The sequence below is a fragment of the Rhodococcus sp. H36-A4 genome, from assembly GCF_027158005.1.
Lineage (GTDB): Bacteria > Actinomycetota > Actinomycetes > Mycobacteriales > Mycobacteriaceae > Rhodococcoides.
Map to the genome: position 1 here is coordinate 22,622 of NZ_JAPVLQ010000005.1, position 21,744 is coordinate 44,365.

The 21,744-nt window shown below is 62.3% G+C and carries 24 protein-coding genes and 1 riboswitch; of the genes, 14 read left to right on the forward strand and 10 right to left on the reverse strand.

All coding sequences use genetic code 11. The annotated features are described in order from the left end of the window. Positions 1-21: 21 nt before the first annotated feature. Positions 22-132: riboswitch (TPP riboswitch) on the forward strand. From thiO to O1W68_RS14390, 7 genes are all read left to right on the forward strand, one after another. Beyond that, on the forward strand, positions 133-1,194 hold the full coding sequence (thiO, locus tag O1W68_RS14360) for a glycine oxidase ThiO (protein ID WP_269305344.1): 1,062 nt from the start codon (positions 133-135) through the stop codon (positions 1,192-1,194). After that, on the forward strand, positions 1,191-1,406 hold the full coding sequence (gene thiS / locus O1W68_RS14365) for a sulfur carrier protein ThiS (protein ID WP_269304603.1): 216 nt from the start codon (positions 1,191-1,193) through the stop codon (positions 1,404-1,406). Before thiO ends, thiS begins: the two co-directional genes overlap by 4 nt. Beyond that, positions 1,399-2,151: a thiazole synthase gene (locus tag O1W68_RS14370; protein ID WP_269304605.1), complete on the forward strand. Its 753-nt coding sequence runs from the start codon at positions 1,399-1,401 to the stop codon at positions 2,149-2,151. Before thiS ends, O1W68_RS14370 begins: the two co-directional genes overlap by 8 nt. A gap of 83 nt (positions 2,152-2,234) precedes the next feature. Continuing rightward, entirely contained in the window at positions 2,235-3,197 is a 963-nt protein-coding gene (locus O1W68_RS14375) for an ABC transporter ATP-binding protein (protein WP_269304607.1), read from the forward strand. Beyond that, a complete protein-coding gene (locus tag O1W68_RS14380; protein ID WP_269304609.1) occupies positions 3,197-3,994 on the forward strand; it encodes an ABC transporter permease in 798 nt (265 codons plus the stop codon). Before O1W68_RS14375 ends, O1W68_RS14380 begins: the two co-directional genes overlap by 1 nt. Positions 3,995-4,018: 24 nt before the next feature. After that, positions 4,019-5,497 (forward strand): M28 family peptidase, encoded by a 1,479-nt coding sequence (locus O1W68_RS14385; RefSeq protein WP_269304611.1) that lies wholly within the window; start codon positions 4,019-4,021, stop codon positions 5,495-5,497. Positions 5,498-5,529: 32 nt separating this feature from the next. Then, positions 5,530-6,336, forward strand: a complete 807-nt coding sequence (locus O1W68_RS14390) for an adenylate/guanylate cyclase domain-containing protein (RefSeq protein ID WP_269304612.1) — start codon at positions 5,530-5,532, stop codon at positions 6,334-6,336. On the opposite strand, the gene thiD is transcribed toward O1W68_RS14390, so the two are convergent. Next, the gene (gene thiD, locus O1W68_RS14395; RefSeq protein ID WP_269304615.1) at positions 6,298-7,152 is read right to left on the reverse strand and encodes a bifunctional hydroxymethylpyrimidine kinase/phosphomethylpyrimidine kinase; all 855 of its coding nucleotides are present in this window, start codon (positions 7,150-7,152) and stop codon (positions 6,298-6,300) included. The genes O1W68_RS14390 and thiD overlap by 39 nt on opposite strands. A 270-nt stretch (positions 7,153-7,422) precedes the next feature. Between thiD and O1W68_RS14400 the strand changes: the two genes are divergently transcribed. Both O1W68_RS14400 and O1W68_RS14405 read left to right on the forward strand, forming a co-directional pair. After that, a complete protein-coding gene (locus O1W68_RS14400) occupies positions 7,423-7,749 on the forward strand; it encodes a GNAT family N-acetyltransferase (protein WP_269304617.1) in 327 nt (108 codons plus the stop codon). A 78-nt stretch (positions 7,750-7,827) separates the two neighbouring features. After that, positions 7,828-8,154: a GNAT family N-acetyltransferase gene (locus O1W68_RS14405; protein ID WP_269304619.1), complete on the forward strand. Its 327-nt coding sequence runs from the start codon at positions 7,828-7,830 to the stop codon at positions 8,152-8,154. A 56-nt stretch (positions 8,155-8,210) separates the two neighbouring features. Here the strand turns inward: O1W68_RS14405 and O1W68_RS14410 are convergent, their stop codons facing one another. From O1W68_RS14410 to O1W68_RS14420, 3 genes are all read right to left on the reverse strand, one after another. Beyond that, positions 8,211-9,011 carry an exodeoxyribonuclease III gene (locus O1W68_RS14410; RefSeq protein WP_269304621.1) on the reverse strand — a complete coding sequence of 267 codons (801 nt, stop codon included), beginning with the start codon at positions 9,009-9,011 and terminating at the stop codon, positions 8,211-8,213. A gap of 69 nt (positions 9,012-9,080) precedes the next feature. Continuing rightward, entirely contained in the window at positions 9,081-10,010 is a 930-nt protein-coding gene (locus O1W68_RS14415) for an N-acetylglutamate synthase, CG3035 family (RefSeq protein ID WP_442972371.1), read from the reverse strand. A 4-nt stretch (positions 10,011-10,014) separates the two neighbouring features. Next, a complete protein-coding gene (locus O1W68_RS14420) occupies positions 10,015-10,608 on the reverse strand; it encodes a peptide deformylase (protein ID WP_269304623.1) in 594 nt (197 codons plus the stop codon). 276 nt (positions 10,609-10,884) lie between these two features. Here O1W68_RS14420 and O1W68_RS14425 point away from each other — a divergent pair, with 276 nt between their 5' ends. From O1W68_RS14425 to O1W68_RS14445, 5 genes are all read left to right on the forward strand, one after another. Continuing rightward, complete coding sequence (locus O1W68_RS14425) at positions 10,885-11,214, forward strand: DUF3263 domain-containing protein (protein ID WP_269305347.1); 330 nt, start codon at positions 10,885-10,887, stop codon at positions 11,212-11,214. A 33-nt stretch (positions 11,215-11,247) separates the two neighbouring features. Further along, positions 11,248-11,787: a LytR C-terminal domain-containing protein gene (locus O1W68_RS14430; protein ID WP_269304625.1), complete on the forward strand. Its 540-nt coding sequence runs from the start codon at positions 11,248-11,250 to the stop codon at positions 11,785-11,787. 84 nt (positions 11,788-11,871) lie between these two features. Beyond that, a complete protein-coding gene (sodC, locus tag O1W68_RS14435) occupies positions 11,872-12,570 on the forward strand; it encodes a superoxide dismutase[Cu-Zn] (RefSeq protein ID WP_269304626.1) in 699 nt (232 codons plus the stop codon). A 123-nt stretch (positions 12,571-12,693) separates the two neighbouring features. Continuing rightward, on the forward strand, positions 12,694-13,812 hold the full coding sequence (locus O1W68_RS14440; RefSeq protein ID WP_269305349.1) for a glutamate--cysteine ligase: 1,119 nt from the start codon (positions 12,694-12,696) through the stop codon (positions 13,810-13,812). A 46-nt stretch (positions 13,813-13,858) separates the two neighbouring features. Beyond that, positions 13,859-15,196 (forward strand): phosphatase PAP2 family protein, encoded by a 1,338-nt coding sequence (locus O1W68_RS14445; RefSeq protein WP_269304628.1) that lies wholly within the window; start codon positions 13,859-13,861, stop codon positions 15,194-15,196. Here O1W68_RS14445 and mnhG read toward each other — a convergent pair. From mnhG to O1W68_RS14475, 6 genes are read right to left on the reverse strand one after another with little or no spacing between them, the layout of a single operon-like run. Beyond that, positions 15,159-15,503 (reverse strand): monovalent cation/H(+) antiporter subunit G, encoded by a 345-nt coding sequence (mnhG, locus tag O1W68_RS14450; protein WP_186627709.1) that lies wholly within the window; start codon positions 15,501-15,503, stop codon positions 15,159-15,161. The two genes, O1W68_RS14445 and mnhG, sit on opposite strands and share 38 nt — an antisense overlap. Beyond that, entirely contained in the window at positions 15,500-15,757 is a 258-nt protein-coding gene (locus O1W68_RS14455) for a monovalent cation/H+ antiporter complex subunit F (protein WP_269304631.1), read from the reverse strand. The genes mnhG and O1W68_RS14455 overlap by 4 nt, the downstream gene beginning before the upstream one ends. Beyond that, entirely contained in the window at positions 15,754-16,389 is a 636-nt protein-coding gene (locus O1W68_RS14460; protein ID WP_269305352.1) for a Na+/H+ antiporter subunit E, read from the reverse strand. Before O1W68_RS14460 ends, O1W68_RS14455 begins: the two co-directional genes overlap by 4 nt. 5 nt (positions 16,390-16,394) lie before the next feature. Next, the gene (locus O1W68_RS14465; protein WP_269304633.1) at positions 16,395-18,023 is read right to left on the reverse strand and encodes a Na+/H+ antiporter subunit D; all 1,629 of its coding nucleotides are present in this window, start codon (positions 18,021-18,023) and stop codon (positions 16,395-16,397) included. Beyond that, positions 18,020-18,655, reverse strand: a complete 636-nt coding sequence (locus tag O1W68_RS14470; RefSeq protein ID WP_269304635.1) for a Na(+)/H(+) antiporter subunit C — start codon at positions 18,653-18,655, stop codon at positions 18,020-18,022. Before O1W68_RS14470 ends, O1W68_RS14465 begins: the two co-directional genes overlap by 4 nt. Continuing rightward, positions 18,652-21,495, reverse strand: coding sequence for a Na+/H+ antiporter subunit A (locus tag O1W68_RS14475; RefSeq protein ID WP_269304636.1), 2,844 nt, complete (start codon positions 21,493-21,495; stop codon positions 18,652-18,654). Before O1W68_RS14475 ends, O1W68_RS14470 begins: the two co-directional genes overlap by 4 nt. Positions 21,496-21,744: the final 249 nt, after the last annotated feature.

Consider the following 21,744-nt stretch of genomic DNA (forward strand, 5'->3'; position numbering starts at 1 on the left):
GCAACGGTAGTCTGTTGGCGAGAGTCGATACACGGGAGTCCCAGGTACGTGGGGCTGAGAGTGGACACGCCGTCCTTACCGTCAATACCTGACCCGGATCATGCCGGCGCAGGGAGTGAGGTGGTGAGAGAAGTGCCCAAGAGTCTTTCCGTGGTCGGCGGCGGAGTGATCGGCCTGGCAGTGGCCGCACGATCGGCGCGCGACGGCTGGTCCGTGCGGCTCCACGATCCGTCGGTCGGTACCGGTGCATCGTGGGTGGCCGGGGGAATGCTCGCGCCGCTGTCCGAGGGGTGGCCTGGCGAACACGAATTGCTCGAACTCGGCGCTCATTCCCTCGCCAGATGGCCCGAATTTGCACGAGCGCTCCCTGGCCCGTCGGTGTTCTCCGCCACCGGATCACTGACAGTGGCCCTCGATGCAGCCGACGCAACCGATCTGCGAACCATTGCCGATTGGGTCGGGAAGCAGGGGCACGAGCTCGAGATCCTCGGTCGGGCACAGATCCGGGAGCTCGAGCCTTCCCTTGCCCAGAACATTCGCCTCGGGCTGTTGGCACCCACCGAACTGGCCATCGACAACCGTATGCTGCTCGAGGCACTGCACACCGCAGCGGCGAACGCAGGCGTCGAATTCTCTACCGACACCGTCACCGATCTCGACGCACTGACTACCGACCGCATCGTGCTGGCAGCAGGCGCCCAGACCTCCGCGCTCCTCGCCGATGTACCGGTCCGGGCAGTCAAAGGCGAAATACTTCGTCTACGACGCAGACCCAGTGCCACACCCGCCCCGACCCGAACGATCCGCGGCAGCGTCCACGGACGCGCGATCTACCTGGTGCCGCGCGGAGACGGACTGGTTCTCGGGGCCACACAATACGAATCGGGTCAGGACACCCAGGTCACCGTGGCAGGCGTCCGAGACCTCATCGCCGACGCAGAGCGGTTGATGCCGGGCCTCGGCGAATACGAACTTCACGAATGCGCAGCAGGCCTGCGCCCGATGAGCCCCGATGGGTTGCCACTCATCGGCAAGATCTCCGACCGCGTCATCGTCGCGTCGGGCCACGGCCGCAATGGAATCCTGTTGATGCCCATCACCGCAGACGCCGTCGCTGCACTACTGGAAGACGACGCACTCATCGAAGCGAAGGCCGCAGACCCGGCCCGATTCACCAAAGATAGGAAACAATGACTGCCCTGGCAATAGGTGTCACCGTCAACGGTGAGGACCACCTCCTGACCGAAGAGATGACAATGCGTCAACTGCTCGAACATCTTTCGATGCCACCGAAGGGAATCGCCGTCGCCGTCGACGGCGTGGTGCTACCGAAGAGCCGTTGGGATTCGACCACGGTGAGCAAAGGCTGGACCATCGACGTACTGACGGCGGTGCAGGGTGGTTGATTCTCTGAAGATCGCGGACAGGACGTTCGACTCGCGGCTCGTCATGGGCACCGGTGGAGCGGCCAATCTCGCGGTTCTCGAAGAAGCCCTCGTGGCCTCCGGTACCGAATTGACCACCGTGGCGATGCGTCGCGTCGACGCCGCGGGTGGCACCGGTGTCCTCGACCTGTTGCGACGGCTGAACATCGCACCGTTGCCCAACACCGCCGGATGTCGCGGTGCCGCCGAGGCAGTACTGACCGCGCAACTCGGACGCGAGGCGCTCGAGACCGACTGGGTGAAACTCGAGGTCATCGCCGACGAGCGAACCCTGCTGCCCGACGCCATCGAATTGGTCAAGGCCGCAGAACAACTGGTCGACGACGGATTCAACGTGCTGCCCTACACCACGGACGACCCCGTCCTGGCCAAGCGACTCGAAGACATCGGTTGCGTCGCCGTCATGCCCCTCGGTGCACCTATCGGAACCGGCCTCGGCATCTCGAATCCGCACAACATCGAGATGATCGTCGACGCAGCGACCGTGCCCGTCATCCTCGATGCGGGCATCGGCACGGCAAGCGACGCGGCGCTGGCGATGGAACTCGGCTGCGACGCCGTCCTACTGGCAACGGCGGTCACCAGGGCACAAGACCCTGCGCTCATGGCATCGGCGATGAAGTATGCCGTCGTGGCCGGTTACCAGGCCCGCCGGGCCGGCCGGATACCGAAACGTTTCTGGGCTCAGGCGAGTTCACCGATGTAGCTGCACGTCATCCCAAAGGATGACCTCAGGTCGCGACTCAGGGGTGATGTGCCGGGGCAGTTCGGTAGTGGACAGTGAGTCCCATGATCGAAGTCAAAGGACTGACCAAACAGTTCGGAAACACCAAGGCGGTCGAAGACCTGACCTTCACGGTGAAGCCCGGCATCGTCACGGGCTTCCTCGGACCAAACGGTGCGGGCAAGTCGACGACCATGCGCATGATCCTCGGATTGGACCGCCCCACCAGTGGGGTGGCGCTGATCGAGGGCAAGCCCTACAACAGGATCAAGCAACCGCTCCGGACGGTCGGTGCTTTGCTGGATGCGAAGTGGGTGCATCCCAACCGGTCTGCGCGGGCACATCTCGAGTGGATGGCCGCGTCCAACGACATCGCGAAGTCTCGAGTGGACGAGGTGCTTCGGCTCGTCGGCCTCACCGACGTCGCGAAGAAGAACGCGGGCGGGTTCTCGCTCGGTATGTCACAGCGACTCGGCCTTGCCGGTGCGCTTCTGGGTGACCCGAAAGTCCTTCTGTTCGACGAGCCGGTCAACGGGCTCGACCCCGAAGGCATCGTCTGGATTCGCAAATTCATGCAGCGCCTCGCAGCCGAAGGCAGAACGGTCCTCGTCTCGAGTCATCTGCTGTCCGAAATGGCACAGACAGCAGAGAATCTCGTGGTGATCGGTCGCGGAAAGCTGATCTTCGACTCGTCGGTCCAGGATTTCATCGACCACGCGTCCGAGGCCTCGGTCCGAGTTCGAAGCCCACAGCTCGACGCCCTTCGCAGTGCGCTGACTTCCGCCGGATTGACCGTGCGCGAACCGGATTCGGCAGAGGAGCTGCAGCCCTCGCTCGTCGTCGTAGACTCGTCCACCGATGCTATCGGTGACATCGCAGGCCGGGCCGGCATCGTGCTGCACGAGTTGTCCTCGCAGCGTGGCTCGTTGGAGGAAGCGTTCATGAAGCTCACCGGACACGATGTGCAATTCCACGGCGAAGGTGCCGAAGATCCGAACATTCAGCAAGCGATGGGTGGTTCACTCTGATGGGTGTCCTGGCAGCGGAACGAATCAAAATCACCTCGACCAAGTCACCGTGGTGGTGCACGATAGCCATCATCGTGCTCGGACTCGGCTTGGCGGCGATCGTCGGCATCACGTCCAAGTTGGGTGTCAATTCTTACAACAATCAACTCGCACAGGGTGATCAGCCCGACTTCGAACCTTTCTTTCCGTCCGCGTTCGAGGCAGTAGGCAGCGGTGTCGGTGGATTCGGAGCATTGGTGCTCATGATTCTGGCGGCACTGACAGTCACCAGCGAATACCGCTTCGGTGTCATCAGGACTACCTTTCAGGCCATCCCGAACCGAGCCGCAGTACTGACCTCGAAGGCCCTGCTGATCGGGGTGTTCGGCTTCTTGCTCAGCTTGGTCCTCGGCCTCGGCGCGTTCTATCTGGCCAAGGCGACCGCAGGTTCCGACGCCGGGCGACTGCTGAGCTTCGACACCGACGGCACCTGGCGCGTCATCTACGGCACGGCCATTCTGGCGTTCCTTCAGGTCATCATCGCGGTCGGCGTCGGTGCGCTGCTTCGACAGTCGGCGGGCGCTATCGCACTACTGCTGCTGTGGCCGTTGGTCATCGAGAATCTGTTCGGATTGTTCGGCTCGTTCGGTCGTGCGGTTCAACCGTTCCTGCCGTGGGCGAACACCAGCAACTTCCTCGGTCAGGACGGTGGCATCGACTTCCACTGGGGGCCCATCGGTAGTCTGATCTACTTCATCGTGTTCACCGCGGTCATCTTCGGTGCTGCAGTGTTGGTGACGAATCGCCGAGACGCCTGACCTTTGTGCAGTTAAGGTGCATGCATGCGACGGACAACCCTTCTGGCAGGTTTCGCAGCAGGCATGCTCGTGGTGGCCGGTTGTTCCTCGTCTTCGGATGAGGATCAACCGGCCATGGCTGCTCCTACCCCGGTTGCGACAGCAGACGGCCGGGGGCTTGCCGACGCAGTCACCGAGGAGGGCGTCATCGCTCACCTGGAACAACTCGAGCGAATTGCCACCGACAACAACGGGAATCGCGCAGCGGGTACTCCTGGATACGACGCAAGTGTCGACTACGTCGTCGATCAGCTCGAGTCCGCCGGATTCGCGGTGGAGACACCCGAATTCGAGTTCGATCAATTCACCGCCGACACCCAACGGCTCTCTGCAGGCGATCAGCAGCTCTCGGTCAGCGCTCTGACCTATTCACCGTCGTCTCCATCCGACGGCATCACCGCACGGGTGGTTCTCGCCCCGGCCGACGGTTCACCTGGTTGCGAAGCAACAGATTACGACGGTCTCGAGGTGTCCGGTGCCATCGTCGTCGTCGACCGGGGCGTGTGTCCGTTCGGCGCGAAACAGACCGTCGCAGCAGAGCTGGGTGCTGTCGCGATCATCGTGGTGAACAACGAGCCAGGACCGCTCGACGGCGGCACGCTCGGTAGCGCCGACATCGCGAAGATTCCTGCCGGTGGCGTCAGCGCCGAAGACGGACCGATCGTGGCGTCGGCGCCGGAATTGACGCTCACTCTCGACACCGAAACTACAACCACCAAGAGTCGCAACATCATTGCGCAAACCAAGACGGGCAGCACCGAGAACGTCGTCGTCGCGGGCGCTCACCTCGACAGTGTTACCGAGGGGCCGGGCATCAACGACAACGGAAGTGGCACAGCTGCGGTTCTCGAGACGGCCCTGAAGATGGGAAGCGAACCGGACATCACCAACGCCGTGCGTTTCACGTTCTGGGGGGCCGAGGAGCCGGGGCTCGTGGGGTCGACCAAATACGTCGAGGGGCTGAACGAGGAGGAAGAAGCGGCAATTGCGCTGTATCTCAATTTCGACATGATCGCCTCGCACAACGCCGGCTACCTCGCCTACGACGGCGACGACTCGGACAAGGTCGGCGCTCCGGCGGGACCGCCGGGATCGGAAGGGATCGAGCGGGTATTCCTCGAGCGTCTGCAGCAAGAGGGCATCGCCGCCGACGGGACCGACTTCGACGGCCGCTCCGATTACGGCCCGTTCATCGACGTCGGCATTCCGTCCGGGGGAGTGTTCAGCGGTGCGGACGAGACGAAGTCTGCCGAGCAGGCGGCCAAGTGGGGTGGGACGGCCGAGGAAACGTTCGACCAGAATTACCACACCGCCGAAGACACCCTCGCCAATATCGACCGAGCTGCTTTGGGTTCGAATGCATCGGCGGTCGCGTTCGGTATCGGAACTTTCGCGCAGGAGATCGACGGCCCGAACGGTGTTCCATCCGGTGCGGCACGTACCGAGGCGCGGTCGGGCGAATGAAGTATGTATAACTATCGTTTACAGTTGATTTCGTGAATCCGTACGTGGCGTCGACCGCCGAGTGGATCCGGGGCGTCAACCGACGCCCCGCTGTGGTCGACGTGGTGCGCAGAGTACGGCGATTACTTCCCGGTGATCCGTCCTTCGGCGATCCGCTGTCGATCACGGGGCCCGGATCTGCGCTGGCGGTGGCACGCGTCGCAGACAAATTTCTCGACGACGAACCTGGAGCATCCCGCGAGGTCGGCTTGGGTGCACTTCAACTGTGGCAGGCAGTGCTCGAACGAACCGGCCACGGCCGTGGCGAGCGCGAGATGACCATCCTCTTCACCGACCTCGTCCGGTTTTCGACGTGGTCGCTGGTGGCGGGCGATACCGGCACTCTGACGCTACTGCGCAAGGTGTCCAAGGCAATCGAACCCGCCATCGAGGTCGCCGGTGGGCACGTCGTCAAGCGGTTGGGCGACGGAGTCATGGCCGTGTTCTCACGGCCCGAGAGGGCGCTGGAAGCTGCGATAGCGGCACGTGCAGCCCTCGCCGAGGTGGACGTAGACGGATACACCCCGACGATGCGCGTCGGTATTCATACCGGTAGCCCGCGGCAGATCGGATCCGACTGGCTCGGTGTCGACGTCACAGTTGCCGCTCGCGTGATGCAAACCGGCGGAGACGGGAATCTGATGATCTCGCAACCGTCGGTCGATGCGATGCCCCCCGAGACGCTGGAGCGACTGGGACTGGCTACTCGGCCTTATCGCCGCGGCTTCTTCGCACCCAAGCTCAGCGGTGTCCCCGAAGATCTACGCATTCTCCGTGTGGTGCAGTCGCCACAGCGGTGACACCGGGCCGTGACCCGCGCCGAGGTGGTAGGCCGCCTCGAGGCACCGAGTGACCCATTCCTTGCCGAACGCGACGGCATCGGGCACGGAGTACCCGTGCGCCAACGCGCAGGTGATGGCCGCTCCTAGTGTGTCGCCCCCACCGTGGTCGTTTCCGGTGTCGATGCGAGGGCCGGAAAACTCGAGAAATGTGTCGCCGTCGTACAAGATGTCCGTGCTCTTGTCCGAAGTGCGGAGATGGCCACCCTTGACGAGGGCCCACTGGGCGCCCAGTTGGTGCAGAGCCTCGGCTGCGCGACGTGCGGAGTCGTCGTCGACCACGACAATCCCGGTGATCAACCTGATTTCATCGAGATTGGGAGTGACGATCGTGGCAATGGGGAAGAGCGTCGTGCGGATTGCGTCGAGGGCTTCCTCGTGCAGCAACGGATCACCGTGCATCGACGCGCAGACCGGGTCGACCAGCAATGGCACCGGCCGATCGCGGCCGATTCCTACCTCTGTGCAGACAGCGGTGACGGCCTCGATGATGGCCGTGGAGGCGAGCATCCCTGTCTTTGCCGCGCTGACTCCGATATCACCGACCACGACGCGAACTTGATCCGCGACGACACTCGGTGGGATCTCGTGAAAACCGGAAACACCGACGGTGTTCTGGACGGTGACCGCGGCCACGGCAACACAGGCGTGGACGCCGCACAGTGCCATCGTCCGACTGTCGGCTTGGATACCCGCCCCGCCGCCTGAATCGGTGCCGGCGATCGTCAGCGCTCGGACGGGGGTGGATCCGTCGGGCGTCAGCGGTAGGAGCTTCACGAGAGGTGACAGTACCGGCAACGGCCCACGCGGTCGTCGTAGATGTGCCCATGGGCATGAATGTTGTTGATTCACAATGAGATAGTGGCTGCCTATATGACGGCTACCAGCCGGGGTGTTGTGACGGCGTTGCATACCTACGTAACCGAAGGTCTGTTCGCGCAAAAGGATGACAAGCCTCGTGTGGACCTGTTTAATAGTGGTGCAGGTCACATCTTAGTAACAACTCGAACTTTTCATTCACGTCTTACACAGCAAAGGAGGTGACCTATGCTCGCCAGCTCACCCAGTGCAGAGGTGTCCATCAATACGGACCAGAATCGATTCGAATTGAGGCTGAATGGCGACTTGGTGGGGATTATCGGCTACTACGAAGTCGAGGGATCGTTCAAACGTGGTTCTCGCACTCGCGTCGTATCGTTCATGCACACCGTGGTCACTGAAGACTTCGGACATCAGGGCCTCGCAGCGGTTCTCGTTCGCAGGGCGCTCGACAGCGCTCGGTCTTACGGCTGGAAGGTCAAGCCGGTCTGTACTTATGTACAAAGATTCGTCACCGCCAACCCCGACTACTCCGACGTCGTCGTTCCGCTGTAGCGGTAACGGTTTCACCTTGCCTGAGTCGAATTACTCTGTTCCGTCCCCAATCGGCCCGACTACTGGTCTCATGGTGATATGAATCACAGTCGCATCGACCTGACTTCTGCGGCCGCCGTCACCGCGGCGGTGCGCATCGAAGACAACACAGCGCACAATCGGTTCGACCTGTTCGTCGGCGAAGAACTCGTCGGAATCCTCGGGTATCGAGACGCGAACGAAGGCGCCGTCGCCTTCATGCACACTGTGGTCAAAGAAGACTTCAGTGATCGAGGGTGGGCAGCTGTGCTTGTTCGTGGGGCTCTCAACACCGCACGCGACCGCCAATGGCGGATAGTCCCGATCTGCACGTACGTGAGGCGATACCTCGCGCGAAATCCCGAGTTTCTCGACCTGGTCGCCTAGCGCTGAGTCAGGCCGGGTCGACTAGTCCTGAGTCAGGCTGGTCGACTAGCCCTGGGTCAGGAGATGTCGAGGATGACGGGCGCGTGATCGCTGGCGCCCTTGCCCTTGCGCTCTTCGCGATCGATGGATGCGCCGGAGACGCGAGATGCGAGCGCGGGGGAGGTCAGCGCCATGTCGATTCGCAGTCCCTGCTTTTTCGGGAACCTCAGCTGCGTGTAATCCCAGTAGGTGAAGGTTCGCGGCTCTGATGTGAATTGCCGTGTGACCTCGGCGAATCCGGCTTGGACGAACGCCTCGAATGCATCGCGCTCGGGCTGCGACGTGTGAGTCTTGCCCTCGAACAATTCCGGATCCCACACGTCTGCGTCGGTGGGGGCGATGTTCCAGTCTCCGACCAACGCGATCTGAGCCTCCGGATCCACAGACAACCATGCCTGCGCATCGGCCTGTAGCTTGGCCAGCCACTCCAGCTTGTACGTGTAATGCGGATCGGCAAGATCCCGGCCATTGGGAACGTAGAGGCTCCACACCTGGACGCCGTCGCACGTTGCCCCGATTGCGCGAGCTTCTCGCACCGCTTCGATCTCCGGATCCTTGCTGAAACCGGGCTGATCCTCGAAACCGATCTGCACATCTTCCAGGCCGACGCGGGAGAGCAACGCGACGCCGTTCCACTGGCTCAGGCCGTCGTGAGCGACCTCGTACCCGATTTCGCGAAATCGTTCGTACGGAAACTGCTCGTCCTTGCATTTGGTTTCCTGCATAGCCAGGACATCGATATCGGATCTTTGCAGCCAATCGACGATTCGGTCCTGCCGAGAGCGGACAGAGTTCACATTCCAAGTAGCCAGTCGCACGGCACACACCCTAACCGAGCGCCGACCGTCGGCCCAGCGGTGTGCGGTGTGTGTGTGTGTGTGTGTGGGTCATCGAGGTGGCTCGGCGTATCGATACCGGTGATGCTCGACGAATCCGAGCTCCCGAGACATCGCTAGGGCCCCGAGGTTGTCGGTCGCCACCTGCAGGTAGGCGTGAGTTGCTCGCTGACCCACTCCCCATGCGAGGAGTTCACCGCAGATGCGCGTCCCGACCCCGTGTCGTCGATGAGCCTCGGAGACCTCGATCGCCGTCAATCCGACCCAGCGTCGCAGATCGGGGGCCGTGGTGACGGCTGCACGTCCGATGGCCAGCATTTCCGTCGCGGAACTGCCGATCCGCGCAAAACCGACAACCCCGTCGCGGACGGCCGACACGACGTCCATTGCATCCTCGGGGACGGGACGTCCGCGGTAGTGATAAAACTTCCGCCAGTCCTCGTCGGGAGCGGCGGTGATGACTGTTGACGAGTCGGACGGCACCACGAGGGTGGTGATGTCCGCGGCCATCACCATGACCTCGTAGCCCGTTGTCCAACCTGCGGGCACTGCGCCGAGACGATCGGGCAACAACAACTTCGGCCACTGTCCGCGGTCGCGGAACCATGCGGCGATCTCACCGAGTGAGGACTCGTCGGCGTGCGGTTCGGCCGGAACGGCAGAGTTTGCTCGGCCAGTGAACCCGCGGCCGTACCGCAGCAGCCATCCGCCGATCCATGCCTGCGCCAGGCCCGGCCACCCATCGGCAGCAGCACGTTCGAGTGCTCTGATCTCCGAGGTTCTGATCGGTCGCGGACCGAGGGCCTTCATCGCCACGACGCGATCACGGGCCACCCGTATGACGCGACCGTCCCCGGCCCGAACGGCTACGACGGCGTCGTCTGCCTCGACCAGTTCACCGATGACGTCGGTCATCGGATGGCTGTAACCCGGTGGAAGCCGATACCGCAACATGATGCGGGTGCCGGGCGTGACGGTCACGAGCTCAATCGTCCTCGTGGCCGAACGGGTCCTCGACGGTTCCCGGTATCCAACTCAGGCCCGGTTTGCCCCAGCCTGCACGTTTGATGGCCTTCTTGGCTGCGCGGGCGTTGCGGCCCACCAGAACGTCGACGTAGAGGAACCCATCCAGATGACCGACCTCGTGCTGAAGCATGCGCGCGAAGAAACCGGTTCCTTCGATGTCGACTGGTTCGCCGTTCGCGTCGGTGCCGGTGACCCGAGCCCAGTCGGCACGCCCGGTTGGGTACTGCTCGCCGGGTACCGACAGGCAGCCTTCGTCGTCGTCCTCGGGATCGGGCATGGTCTCGGGGATGGCCGAAGTCTCGAGCACGGGGTTGATCACCTCGCCCTTTCGGCGGACGAGCTTGCCGTCGGCCCCCTCGTCAGGGCAGTCGTAGACGAATAGGCGTAGCGGGATGCCGACCTGATTGGCAGCTAGGCCGACACCGTTTGCGATGTCGAGCGTTTCGTACATATCCGCGATAAGGTCTGCGAGCTCGGCAGGTGTCTGCGTGACAGCGTCCGTCGGGGTGTGTAGAACCGGATCTCCGACGATCCGGATGGGAAGAATTGCCATGGTCGAGAAGAATAGTGTCCCCGTGCAGAGTCGCCGACACACGGTGAGCCGGAGCCGCCACCCACGCGACTCGCCGCAGACACCGTACACGGCGTGTGGCACGCCTACCATGGTTGAATCAGTACCGAACTACACGTGTGTAATTCGCTGGGCCTCCGTCTGTCAGGCCAGATGGGTGACGCTAAGTCGGGCGAGCCCGTTGAATCTTGGCAGGCAATGCGGCACCGAACGTGGATCCGCAGCCGATGCGGGTAAAAGATGAAGTCGAGGAGTGAGATGGACGGCGCAGCAGCGCGTGACTCGGACCAGGCTCCGCAATCCGAAAGCTCCGAAGATCTGAACGAGGTCGGAGCAGACGGGCTGACTCGTCGCGAGCACGACATATTGTCCTTCGAACGCCAGTGGTGGAAGTACGCCGGCGCCAAAGAAGAGGCGATCAAGGAACTCTTCTCCATGTCCGCCACCCGGTACTACCAAGTCCTCAACGCACTTGTAGACCGTCCTGAATCCCTCGCAGCCGACCCCATGCTGGTCAAGAGGCTGCGGCGCCTGCGCGCGAGCAGGCAGAAGGCTCGCGCGGCACGCAGACTGGGCTTCGAAGTCTAGAGGTAGAGCCGCGATCAACTAGTGTCTTCGAGTGTGAGCAGTCCCAATCCGGAATCGTCCGGCCCTCCGCTCCGCGCTCTGGCAATGGTGTTGATTTCGCTGGCGATTCTCTTCGCAGCAATCGGGGCACTGTCGTTGACCGGTTCGGACGAGACCGAGGAACCAGCGGCACAGGCGACGAGCAGCGCCGCGCAGCAGGCTCCGGCCAGCTCCGCCGCAGCGCAGCCTCCCGCCGCAGCGCAGCCTCCCGCCGCAGCACAGGCCCCAGCTTCCTCCGCGCCGACTCCCACCGGCGAACCGACCGACGTCGAAGTTCGCGTTCTCAACAACAGCAACGTATCCGGTCTCGCCGCCGGAACAGCTGCCACACTCACCGCTGAAGGCTGGAATATCGCGGAGACCGGCAATTTCTCAGAGTCGCAGATTGCACAAACCACGGTCTACTACGACAAGTCGCCGGGTGCGCAGGCCGCTGCCCAACAGATATCGACTGAACTCGGCGTCGCTGCATTCCCCCGACCGACGACTTTGTCGAGTTTCGGTGAAGGTGTCATCGTCGTCGTGACCGAGTAAGTGTCAACCCTTGGGCCGGTAGTACTACCGGCCATAGTTATGATCGACACAACCGCCCAGCCTGCCCTTCGAAGGAGCAATTTCATGGCACCGATTCGTATCGCTCGGCCAGTGAGCCGAACCTGGCGCCTCGCGACCCCAGTTGTAGCCCTCGCGGCTTTCGGCTTGGTTGCATGCGGTGCTCCCGAGACTGCCTCCGACGTCCCCGGCACGACGCCCGCCGTGTGGACCGGCAAAGAGGATCCGAACGCCAAGGCCGTCCCAGCAGATGCGCCCGTCGGGTCGGGGGATATCGAGGCATCGCTGAAGGACGCGTCCGGCGCAGATGTCGGCACCGTCTCGATCGTCGAAGAGGGAAGCCACCTCCGCATCACCGTCGACGCAGAAGGCCTGACACCAGGATTTCACGGTCTGCACATTCACACCGTCGGCAAATGCGAGGCGAACTCCGTGGCGCCTACCGGCGGCGAACCCGGTAACTTCCTCTCCGCAGGTGGACACCTCCAGGTCGACGGCCGCACCGAGCACCCTTCCAGCGGCGACTTGACCTCACTGCAGGTCCGCGAAGACGGCACCGCCGAATTGGTCACCACGACGGACTCAGTCACACTCGAAGATCTGCAGGCAGAGGGCGGCCGCGCAGTCGTCATCCACGCCGGGGCAGACAACTTCGCCAACATTCCATCGCGATACACCCTGCCCGACGGCGCTGCGGTGCCCGATACCAACACACTGATGACCGGTGACGCCGGCGGTCGTGTGGCCTGCGCGGTCATCGACTAGGTGACTTCTCCGAAGACACCCAACCTCTCTGGTCGCTCCGCAGGCTCCGCTCCTGCAGTCTCCGGTCGCTCCGCAGGCTCCGCTCCTGCAGTATCCGGTCGCTCCGCAGGCTCCGCTCCTGCCATCCACTTCGAGAGTTCCCCACGACCCACGCTCGGCGTCGAATGGGAAATCGCGCTCGTGGACAAGGAGTCTCTCGACCTGGTCAACTCGGCCGAGGAGGTTATGGACGGTGTCACGGAGCTGTCGGGTGATCGGACGCCACGCGTCACCAAGGAGTTGCTGCGCAATACCGTCGAGCTCGTCACCGGAGTGTGCGAGAACGTCGGTGAGGCCATGGACGATCTCGGCGAATCCCTCGATCTCGTTCGCCGGGCGGCGGACCCACTCGGCATAGATCTGTTCTCCGCAGGGACGCACCCGTTCGCAGAGTGGTCGACACAGGTGCTCACTCGCTCACCCAGCTACGACGAACTGATCGCGCGGACCCAGTGGTGGGGCCGTCAGATGTTGATCTGGGGAGTGCACGTTCACGTCGGAGTGTCCTCGCCCGACAAAGTGTTTCCGATCCTGAACTCGCTGCTCCTGCAATATCCACATTTGTTGGCACTATCGGCGTCGTCACCGATCTGGGCCGGTTCGGATACCGGTTATGCAAGCAACAGGGCACTGATGTTCCAACAGCTTCCGACGGCAGGACTGCCATTCCAGTTCGAGGACTGGGGGCAATTCGAGGGCTTCGTCCGTGACCAGATGAAAACCGGTGTCATCGAGCAGCTCGGTGGAATGCACTGGGACATCCGACCGGCCCCCAAGTGGGGAACCATCGAGGTACGGGTGTGCGACGGGACGGCCACCAAACGTGAACTCGCGGCACTGGTAGCGCTGACGCACTGTCTGATCGTGAACCTCGACGAACGTCTCGAAGCCGGCGAGACGCTCCCGACGATGCCGCCGTGGCACGTACAGGAGAACAAGTGGCGGGCAGCGAGGTACGGCCTCGACGCCGAAATCATTCTCGATGCGGACAGCAACGAGCGACTGGTCACCGACGATCTGCACGATTTGCTCGAGAAGTTGACCCCGACCGCGGTGCGTCTCGGATGCGCCGACGAATTGGCCGCTGTCGCCGACATTCCACGTCTGGGAGCGTCGTATCAACGGCAACGCCGGATCGCCGCAGAATCCGGTGGAGATCTCAGAGCCGTCGTGGCGTCGTTGGTCGCCGATCTCCGAGCGTGACAGCTCACTGTAAATAGTTGTTCATTCACCGTTTACTATTAGCGGCGTGCGTGCGGGTGAAGAGGGGGACGGCTCCGCCCACGGGGCGGTACCGAATTCCTTACGGTTCTATGGTGTCGGTGCGGCGGCGGTAGCTGCGTTCCTCGGATTTCTGCAGCTCGCTGCAACCCACAACGGATTCCCCGGCCCGTTCGCGAGTATCTGGAACGATGTCGCCGGTACGCCCAAATCGATGTCACTACCGTGGGCCGGTCTGATCCTCGGACTCGTCGGTGTGAACAATCGGGTCCGATTATGGTCGTTGGCGCTCGCGGTCGCTATCGACATCGTCTTCGCTGTCGGCAGGGCCGAATCCGGGCTTCCATTCTCCGTCGGCAACGGCGCGGTGATAATCCTGGTCGGCCTCGCGGTCTACACGGTGTGGACCCGGGACAGTCACGGAATCAAATCCGTGTGCCTCGGCGGCTTGCTGATCCTCGCCTCGAAGGCCGGAGACGCTTGGCTACAGATCACCACTCTCGTCCGGCCGAACGTACTCGACGAGTACGCCCAGCTGGCAGATCACGCGCTCGGAAACCCGTCGTGGGTCGTCGGTACTGCCCTCACAGCACTCGGCCCACCCGCGTATGCGGTCCTCCATTGGATCTATATCCAACTCCCGGTCGCCGCGATCGCCATCGCGATCTATCAACTACGTGGTGTTGCGACGGGACGCCCATGGCCGAGGCACAATCTGGTTCGCACGTTTCTGCTGATCGGCCTTGTCGGGCCGATCATCTACATCGTGTTCCCTGTGGTGGGTCCGATGTTCGCCTACGGTTCGGCCGGGCAAGGCTTCGAAATCGGGGACTTCTGGCCGACGATAGTTCCAATGGACACCTCACCGTCCGACATTCCGTTCGACTCCTCGACACCGCGCAACTGCATGCCGAGCCTCCACACGGCCTGGGCATTGAGCTTGTTCATTCATTCACGCGGAGGCCCGTGGTGGCTTCGGCTCGGCGGCACGACGTGGTTGGTGGGCACTCTGGCCGCGACGCTCGGCTTCGGTTATCACTACGGAGTCGACCTCGTCGCAGGCGTCGTTCTGTGTCTGATTCTCGAAACGATCCTGCGTGACCCCGAACGAGGCTGGGACCGGGGCCGTACCCGGCTGGTCTCGTACGGGACGGTGACCTTGCTGGTGCTCTTGTCGAGCTACCGCTATCTGGCCGTCCCCTTCGCGACGTATCCGGAGTTGTTCGGTCCGCTGATCCTGCTGCTGATGGGCTCGGTTGTCGTGATGTTCTACGCGACCTTCTTTGCCGCGCCCGGTACCGCGATGGCCAACTGGGGTGGACGCAGCCTTAGCGAGGATCCGATTCGTCGGGCTCCATCTCGTTGACGACCAGCAGACCGTCGCGGCCACGCTGCTCGCGATAGGCAACACGACCGACGATGTGTGCAATGACCGGAGCGGTCGCCAAGGTGAACACGCCGACCAGAACGAGCATCCAGATGTCGACATTGCCGCGCAGTTGGATGACAGCGCCGGTCAGTACGAGAATCAGTCCGACGACTTGCGGCTTGGTCGCAGCATGCATGCGCGAGAGAGTATCCGGAAACCGAACGATCCCAATCGCTGCGGTGAACGCCAGCGTGGACCCGATCAAGATCAGAACAGCCGAAATTACTTCGAAGAATGCGTTCATTCGTCCCTCACTCGGAATCGCGCGACGCTGACCGACCCGATGAAACTCACCAGAGACAGCGCGACGATGGCCGGCACGATCGTGGTGTCGAGGCTGTGGACCGACCACAGGGCCAGCCCACACATCGACACCGCCAGAATCGAGTCCATCGCTACGAGGCGATCAAGAGTGCCGGGGCCGTCGAGAAGTCGATAGGTGGTGATGACGGCTGCAGAGATCAGCAGCACGCCCGCGATCACGAGAACCACGTTCATGACCAGTCGCCCTTTCTCTCGTCATCGATCCGCTTGTCGTCCCGAACTTCCACCGGCGTAGCGATGTCATCGCCGAGAACACCGTGATACCGCTGGTACTCCTGAAAATGCAAGGGGCTCGGCTTCCAATCGGAGTCGCGCTCGAATGCAGCGATAAACAACTTTTCGAGTAGTCGAACGGACCGGTAGAAGGCGTCGATTGCCTTTTGGCTACCCATGTCGAGGACGTGGACGTAGACGAGCCTGCGCGTCTGATCGATCTCGAGAACCATCGTTCCGGGAATGAGATTGAGTGCGTCCACACACAGTGTCAGCACCAGATCCGACTTGATCGCGATGCGGACCCGTAGGACGCCGGTGATGGGCGGGGCCTGCGGTCGAATTGCCAGCCACGCGACACTGAAGCTCGATGCGATTGCGTAATAGAAGAATACGCAAATGAGCTTGAACACCGACAGGACGTGAACGCGGCCCTCGACGGGAACCTTGGGGAGCGGCAAGAGCAGCATGATGCCGAGTCCGACGACGATTCCTCCGAGCACATTTGCTGGAGAGAGGCTGCCCCACAGCAGGACCCACACCGAGGTCAGCCAGGCGAGTGTCCAGAGTCGCAGGAGCAGAAAGCGATTCATGTACTTCATTTGCCCTCCGCTGCTTCGGCAGCGCGATCGCCCACGAATTCTGCTTCGAGTACCGCGTCGATGTACACCGACCTGTCTCGTAGATCCGCTGCCGCACGATCGCTGATGTCGATGATCCGACCGGCGAACACTGTCAGTGCCAAACCGACGATGACCAAACCGATCGTCGGGATGAGCATGAACGCCGGCATGCGTCCGACATCCTCGCGGTCACCGAAAGCGATATCCGTCGAGTCGTCCAGTAGCGCCGAAGGGCTGTGATCGGCCAGGTCACCTTCGGGTGCGTCGGCCCGCGCTCGCCAGAATGCTTTCGTCCAGACACGAGCGATGACGTAAAGCGTCAGCAAACTGGTGACCGTGCCACCCGCGACAAGTATCCAGGCGAGAACACTGCCGTCTGCGCTACCCGCCTGCAGCAATGCGACCTTGCCGATGAAGCCCGAGAACGGTGGAATGCCACCAAGATTCAATGCCGGGACCAGGAAGACGATGGCCAGCACGGGGCTCGCCGCAGCCAGTCCGCCGAGCCGTCGTAGCGACGAGGATCCGGCCTGACGCTCGATGAGCCCGACTACGAGGAACAGCGTCGTCTGCACGATAATGTGGTGCGCTACATAGTAGATCGAGCCGGACAGGCCTGACTGAGTCGACAGTGCGACACCGAAGATCATGTATCCGATGTGGCTGACGAGCGTGAACGAGAGCAGACGTTTGATGTCGCTTTGGGCAATCGAGCCCAAAATGCCGACCAGCATCGTGAGCAGACCACACACCATGAGCACATTGTCGAGACTGCCGTCGGGAAACAGCAGAGTATGCGCGCGGATGATCGCGTACACACCGACTTTGGTAAGCAATCCGGCGAAGACCGCGGTGACCGGGGCCGGAGCGGTCGGGTACGAATCGGGAAGCCATGTCGAGAGTGGGAATACCGCGGCCTTGATCCCGAAGGCAACGAGGAGGACGGCGAAGATCGCAGTTCTGGTTCCGGTGGGGATGTCTTCGAGACGAGTCGCCATGTGGGCAAGATTGAGCGTGCCGGTGGCGGCGTAGACGAGCCCGATTCCGACCAGGAAGATCAACGAAGACACCATCGAGACCATGACGTACGAGACGCCGGCGCGGACGCGGTCCGCGCTGGCACCGAGGGTCAACAGCACGAACGAGGCGGCGAGCAGAACCTCGAATCCGACATACAGATTGAACAGGTCGCCCGCGAGGAAAGCGTTGCAGATTCCTGCTGTCAACGCCAGGTAGGTGGGCAGAAAGATCGACACCGGCTGGTTGTCGCTGCCGTCACGAATACCCTGACCGATCGAGTACACCATCACGGCGAGCAACACGATCGAGCTGACCACCAGCATCATCGCGGCCAATCGATCGACCACCAGCGATATTCCGATGGGCGAATCCCAGCCACCGACCTGCAGCGCGGTGGCTCCGTCTCGATCGGCTAGATAGAGAAGTGCACCGGAAACCAGGACGACCGCGGTCAATGCGACGACGGTAATGAAACGCTGGGCCCGTGGACGACGGCCGAGCACGAGCGTCAAGGCCGCAGCAATCATGGGGATGAGGACGGGGAGAGGGGTGAGAACATCGGTTGTGCCCGCGGGAAGGGTCATGTTGCATTCCCCTTCTTCTTCGTCCTTTTCTCTACTGGGGTCGTATCTTTGACGGCACTGTCGATCCCGTCCAGACCTTGCACCTCGGGTTCGTCGTCATCATCGTCGAAATCGCCTTCGTGCAGGTCCTCGTAACATTCCAGATCTTCGATATTCTTCAATTCGTCGATGGGTATCGGGTTTCCCTGTGAGTCGAAGGCGTCGCCGCTGAAACTCGGCTCGCCGGTGACGGGGTCGTCGGAGCGGTCGCGGTCCGGTGCGTCGGCGACCGATCGACGCTTGGAGACCTTGGTGTCCTCTGGGTCGTTCTCGACGTCGTCCTTGGTATTGAGCGTGAACGAGCGGTACGCCAACGCCAACACGAACGCGGCAATGCCCATCGTGATGACGATCGCCGTCAGAATCATCGCCTGTGCCAACGGATCTGCCATCTGCTCGTGAATGGCCGTGCCGCGCCCCACGATCGGTGGATTGCCTGGGGGGCCGCCGACGGTGAGGATCAGGATGTTGACTCCGTTGCCGAACAGAAGCAGCCCGAGTAGCATCTTGGTGATCGAACGCTCGAGGAGTAGATACACCCCGCACGAGACGAGTACTCCGACGATGATCAGCATTCCGAGATTTGCGGTCATCGCGCGTTCACCTGCTTCTTGGTTTCCACCTGAGCGTCGAGACGAGCGCCGAGACTGCGCAGTATGTCTAGTACGAGACCGACGACAATGAGGTAGACACCGAGATCGAAGAACAAGGCAGTGACAATTTTGATGTCACCGAGGATCGGCAGGGTCAATTCCAAGGTGGCGGAGGACAATGCGGGGGCACCGAGGAACAACGACGTCACGGCAGTGCCCGCGGCGAAGATGAGCCCGAGACCGAGGATCTTGCCTGCGTCGATCGGCACCGCTTCACCCAGTTCGTATCGCCCACCGGCAAGGTATCTGAGTACGAGCGCCAGACCGGCCGTCAGACCGCCCGCGAAACCTCCACCCGGCGCGTTGTGGCCGGCGAAGAAGAAGTACACCGACATCACCATGATCGTCGGGAAGACCAGGCGAGTGGTGACTTCGAGAATCAGTGAACGATGCCGCGGGTCGATCAGATCGCCCCCGAGCAACCAGGTCGTATCCGAGCCCACTCCGCTTTCGGAACTGCTGGCAGGGGCGTCGGACACGCGTGGAGCGGTGCCGAACCGCCGGTTTCGGAACACCAGACTCGCGACGCCGGTGGCTGCGACCAGCAATACCGAAATCTCGCCGAGGGTGTCCCAGGCGCGAATATCGACCAGGAGAACATTGACGATGTTCTTACCGTCGCCGAGTAGGTAGGCGGCGTCGGGGAGTTGCAGGTACAGCGGCTCGCTGTTGCGGGCGTTCATCGCGAACGCGCCCAGGATCGTCACCGTGGCGCCGACGGCAATTGCCAGCAGCGCACGTGGGATACGCCAACCGGCAGATCCGCGGTCGTCGACCTCGGCAGGCAGTTTGCGTAGTACCAGAACGAAGACGACGAGGGTCAGTGTCTCGACGAGGAACTGTGTCAGGGCCAGATCGGGAGCGCCGTGGATGGCGAAGATGATGCCGCACCCGTATCCGGTGACTCCGACGAGGAGCACGCTGGCGAGACGGTTACGCATGACCGTCGCGCCGAGTGCCCCGGCGATCATGATCAGTGCCACCACCATCTGCAGCGGGGTGTCGAAAAGCTTGAAGTTCAGGCCCGGCACGTCGCCGACGGCCAGCACGATCATCGGCAGCAGAACGAGGGTGAGAAGGATGGTTGCCTGTGTGACCGGCAGGGACCCGCGCTGGGTGGAACCGGTCAATCGGATAGACAGAGTGTCCATCCCCTTGAGTACGGCGTCGTAGACGCGGTCGGCGTTGCCGAGCGGTGGATGCTCGAACTTGAGCCGGTTCAGAACTCGATGGGCGATGAACAGGGCCACGCCTCCGCTCACGACGATCACCGTCAGTCCGAGCGGCAGATTGAATCCGTGCCACAGAGAAAGGTGGTACGACGCCTGCCCGTAGGACGGCGTCGTACGAGCGTAGGGGCTCACAATGGCGTCGACGACCGGGGAGAAGATGCCTGCGAGGAGTCCGAGAACCGCTAGGAATGCGGGAGCGGCCAGGAAGAGAGCGGCTGGTTGATGCATCTTCTTCACCGCCGGGCTCGGACGCTTGAGCTGCTTGCGGCCGAACGCGCCCCACACGAAGCGGATGCTGTACGTCACCGTCAGCATCGACCCGATCACCATTGCGGTGACGACGAGAATGCTGACGGTCGGATCGAGAACAGGGGTGCCGATCACTGCCGACAGGGCCGCTTCTTTGCCGACGAAGCCCAGGAACGGCGGCAGTCCGGCCATGCTGGCCGCGGCGAGTGCCGCGATGCCTGCCAGTATCGGCACCTTCTTACCGAGGTGCGCGAGCTTGCGGATATCGCGTGTTCCGGTGGTGTGGTCGATGACGCCGACGACCATGAAGAGCGTCGCTTTGAACATGGCGTGAGCCAGGACCATGGCCAGGCCTGCGAGCATCGCTTGTTCGGTGCCGATCCCGACGAGGACCATCAGGAATCCGAGTTGACTGACCGTACCGAATGCGAGGATGAGCTTGAGGTCGAAGGCACGTAGCGCACGCCAGCCCGCCAGGATCATCGACACCAGACCGAGTGAGATGACCGTCGCCCGCCAGGGCCCTGAGTCTGCGAAACCCGGTGCCATGCGAGCTACGAGATAGATACCGGCCTTCACCATGGCCGCGGCGTGCAGATATCCACTGACCGGAGTCGGTGCTGCCATTGCCCCTGGCAGCCAGAAGTGCATCGGAACGATGGCCGATTTGCTGAGCGCGCCAATGAGAATCAGTACGACGGCCACACCCGCAAGCCACCCGCCGGGCGCGTCGGCGATGATGGTGGAGAGGCTGTAGCTTCCGGCGACCTGACCCAGGATGATGATGCCGACGAGCATCGCAAGGCCGCCTGCGGTGGTGACGAGCAAAGCCTGAGTCGCCGCACGTCGAGACGAGGCCCGCTCGGCATAGTGGCCGACGAGCAAGAACGACAGAACTGTCGTGATTTCCCAAAAGACGTACAGCACCAACATGTTGTCGCTGGTGATGAGTCCGAACATCGCGCCGGAGAAGGCGACCATCTCCGCAGCGAAGATTCCGAGGCGAGGTTCGTCGTCCTCGAAGTAGCGTGCACAGTAGAGCAGAATCAGCGCCCCGATGCCGAGGACCAATAGCGACATGATCGCGGCAAGGGAGTCGAACCGCATGTCGAAGTTCATCGACAGTCCGGGAACCCATTGGATGCTCAGCGTCTGCTCGGTATTCCAATTCGCGAAGACCCAGATGAGGCTCGCCAATGGAACCAGTGCGAGCGGGAAGAAAGCGTTGCGGCCCCAATTCCGGACCGCAAGGGGCGCAAACACGGCAGCGACCGTGTGCGCCAACAAGATAGCGAGCAAAAAATTACTCCGTCGTCTCGGGTCGTGTCGCCTGAGAGGGAGACACGGTGGTCGTGGGGCGGCGTCGAGTAGTCGAGCAATTATCGAGAACACTCGTGAGCCGTGTTCGCGGCCGACGAGATGGATTGGCTCGATCTTACTTTGCACGGGCGCAACGCCGTTACCCGGTGCGGAAGGGGTCTTGACGGTTCGAACAATCCGGGTACTGTAATCAACAGATTCATTGATAAAGGAGATGGTTGATTATCA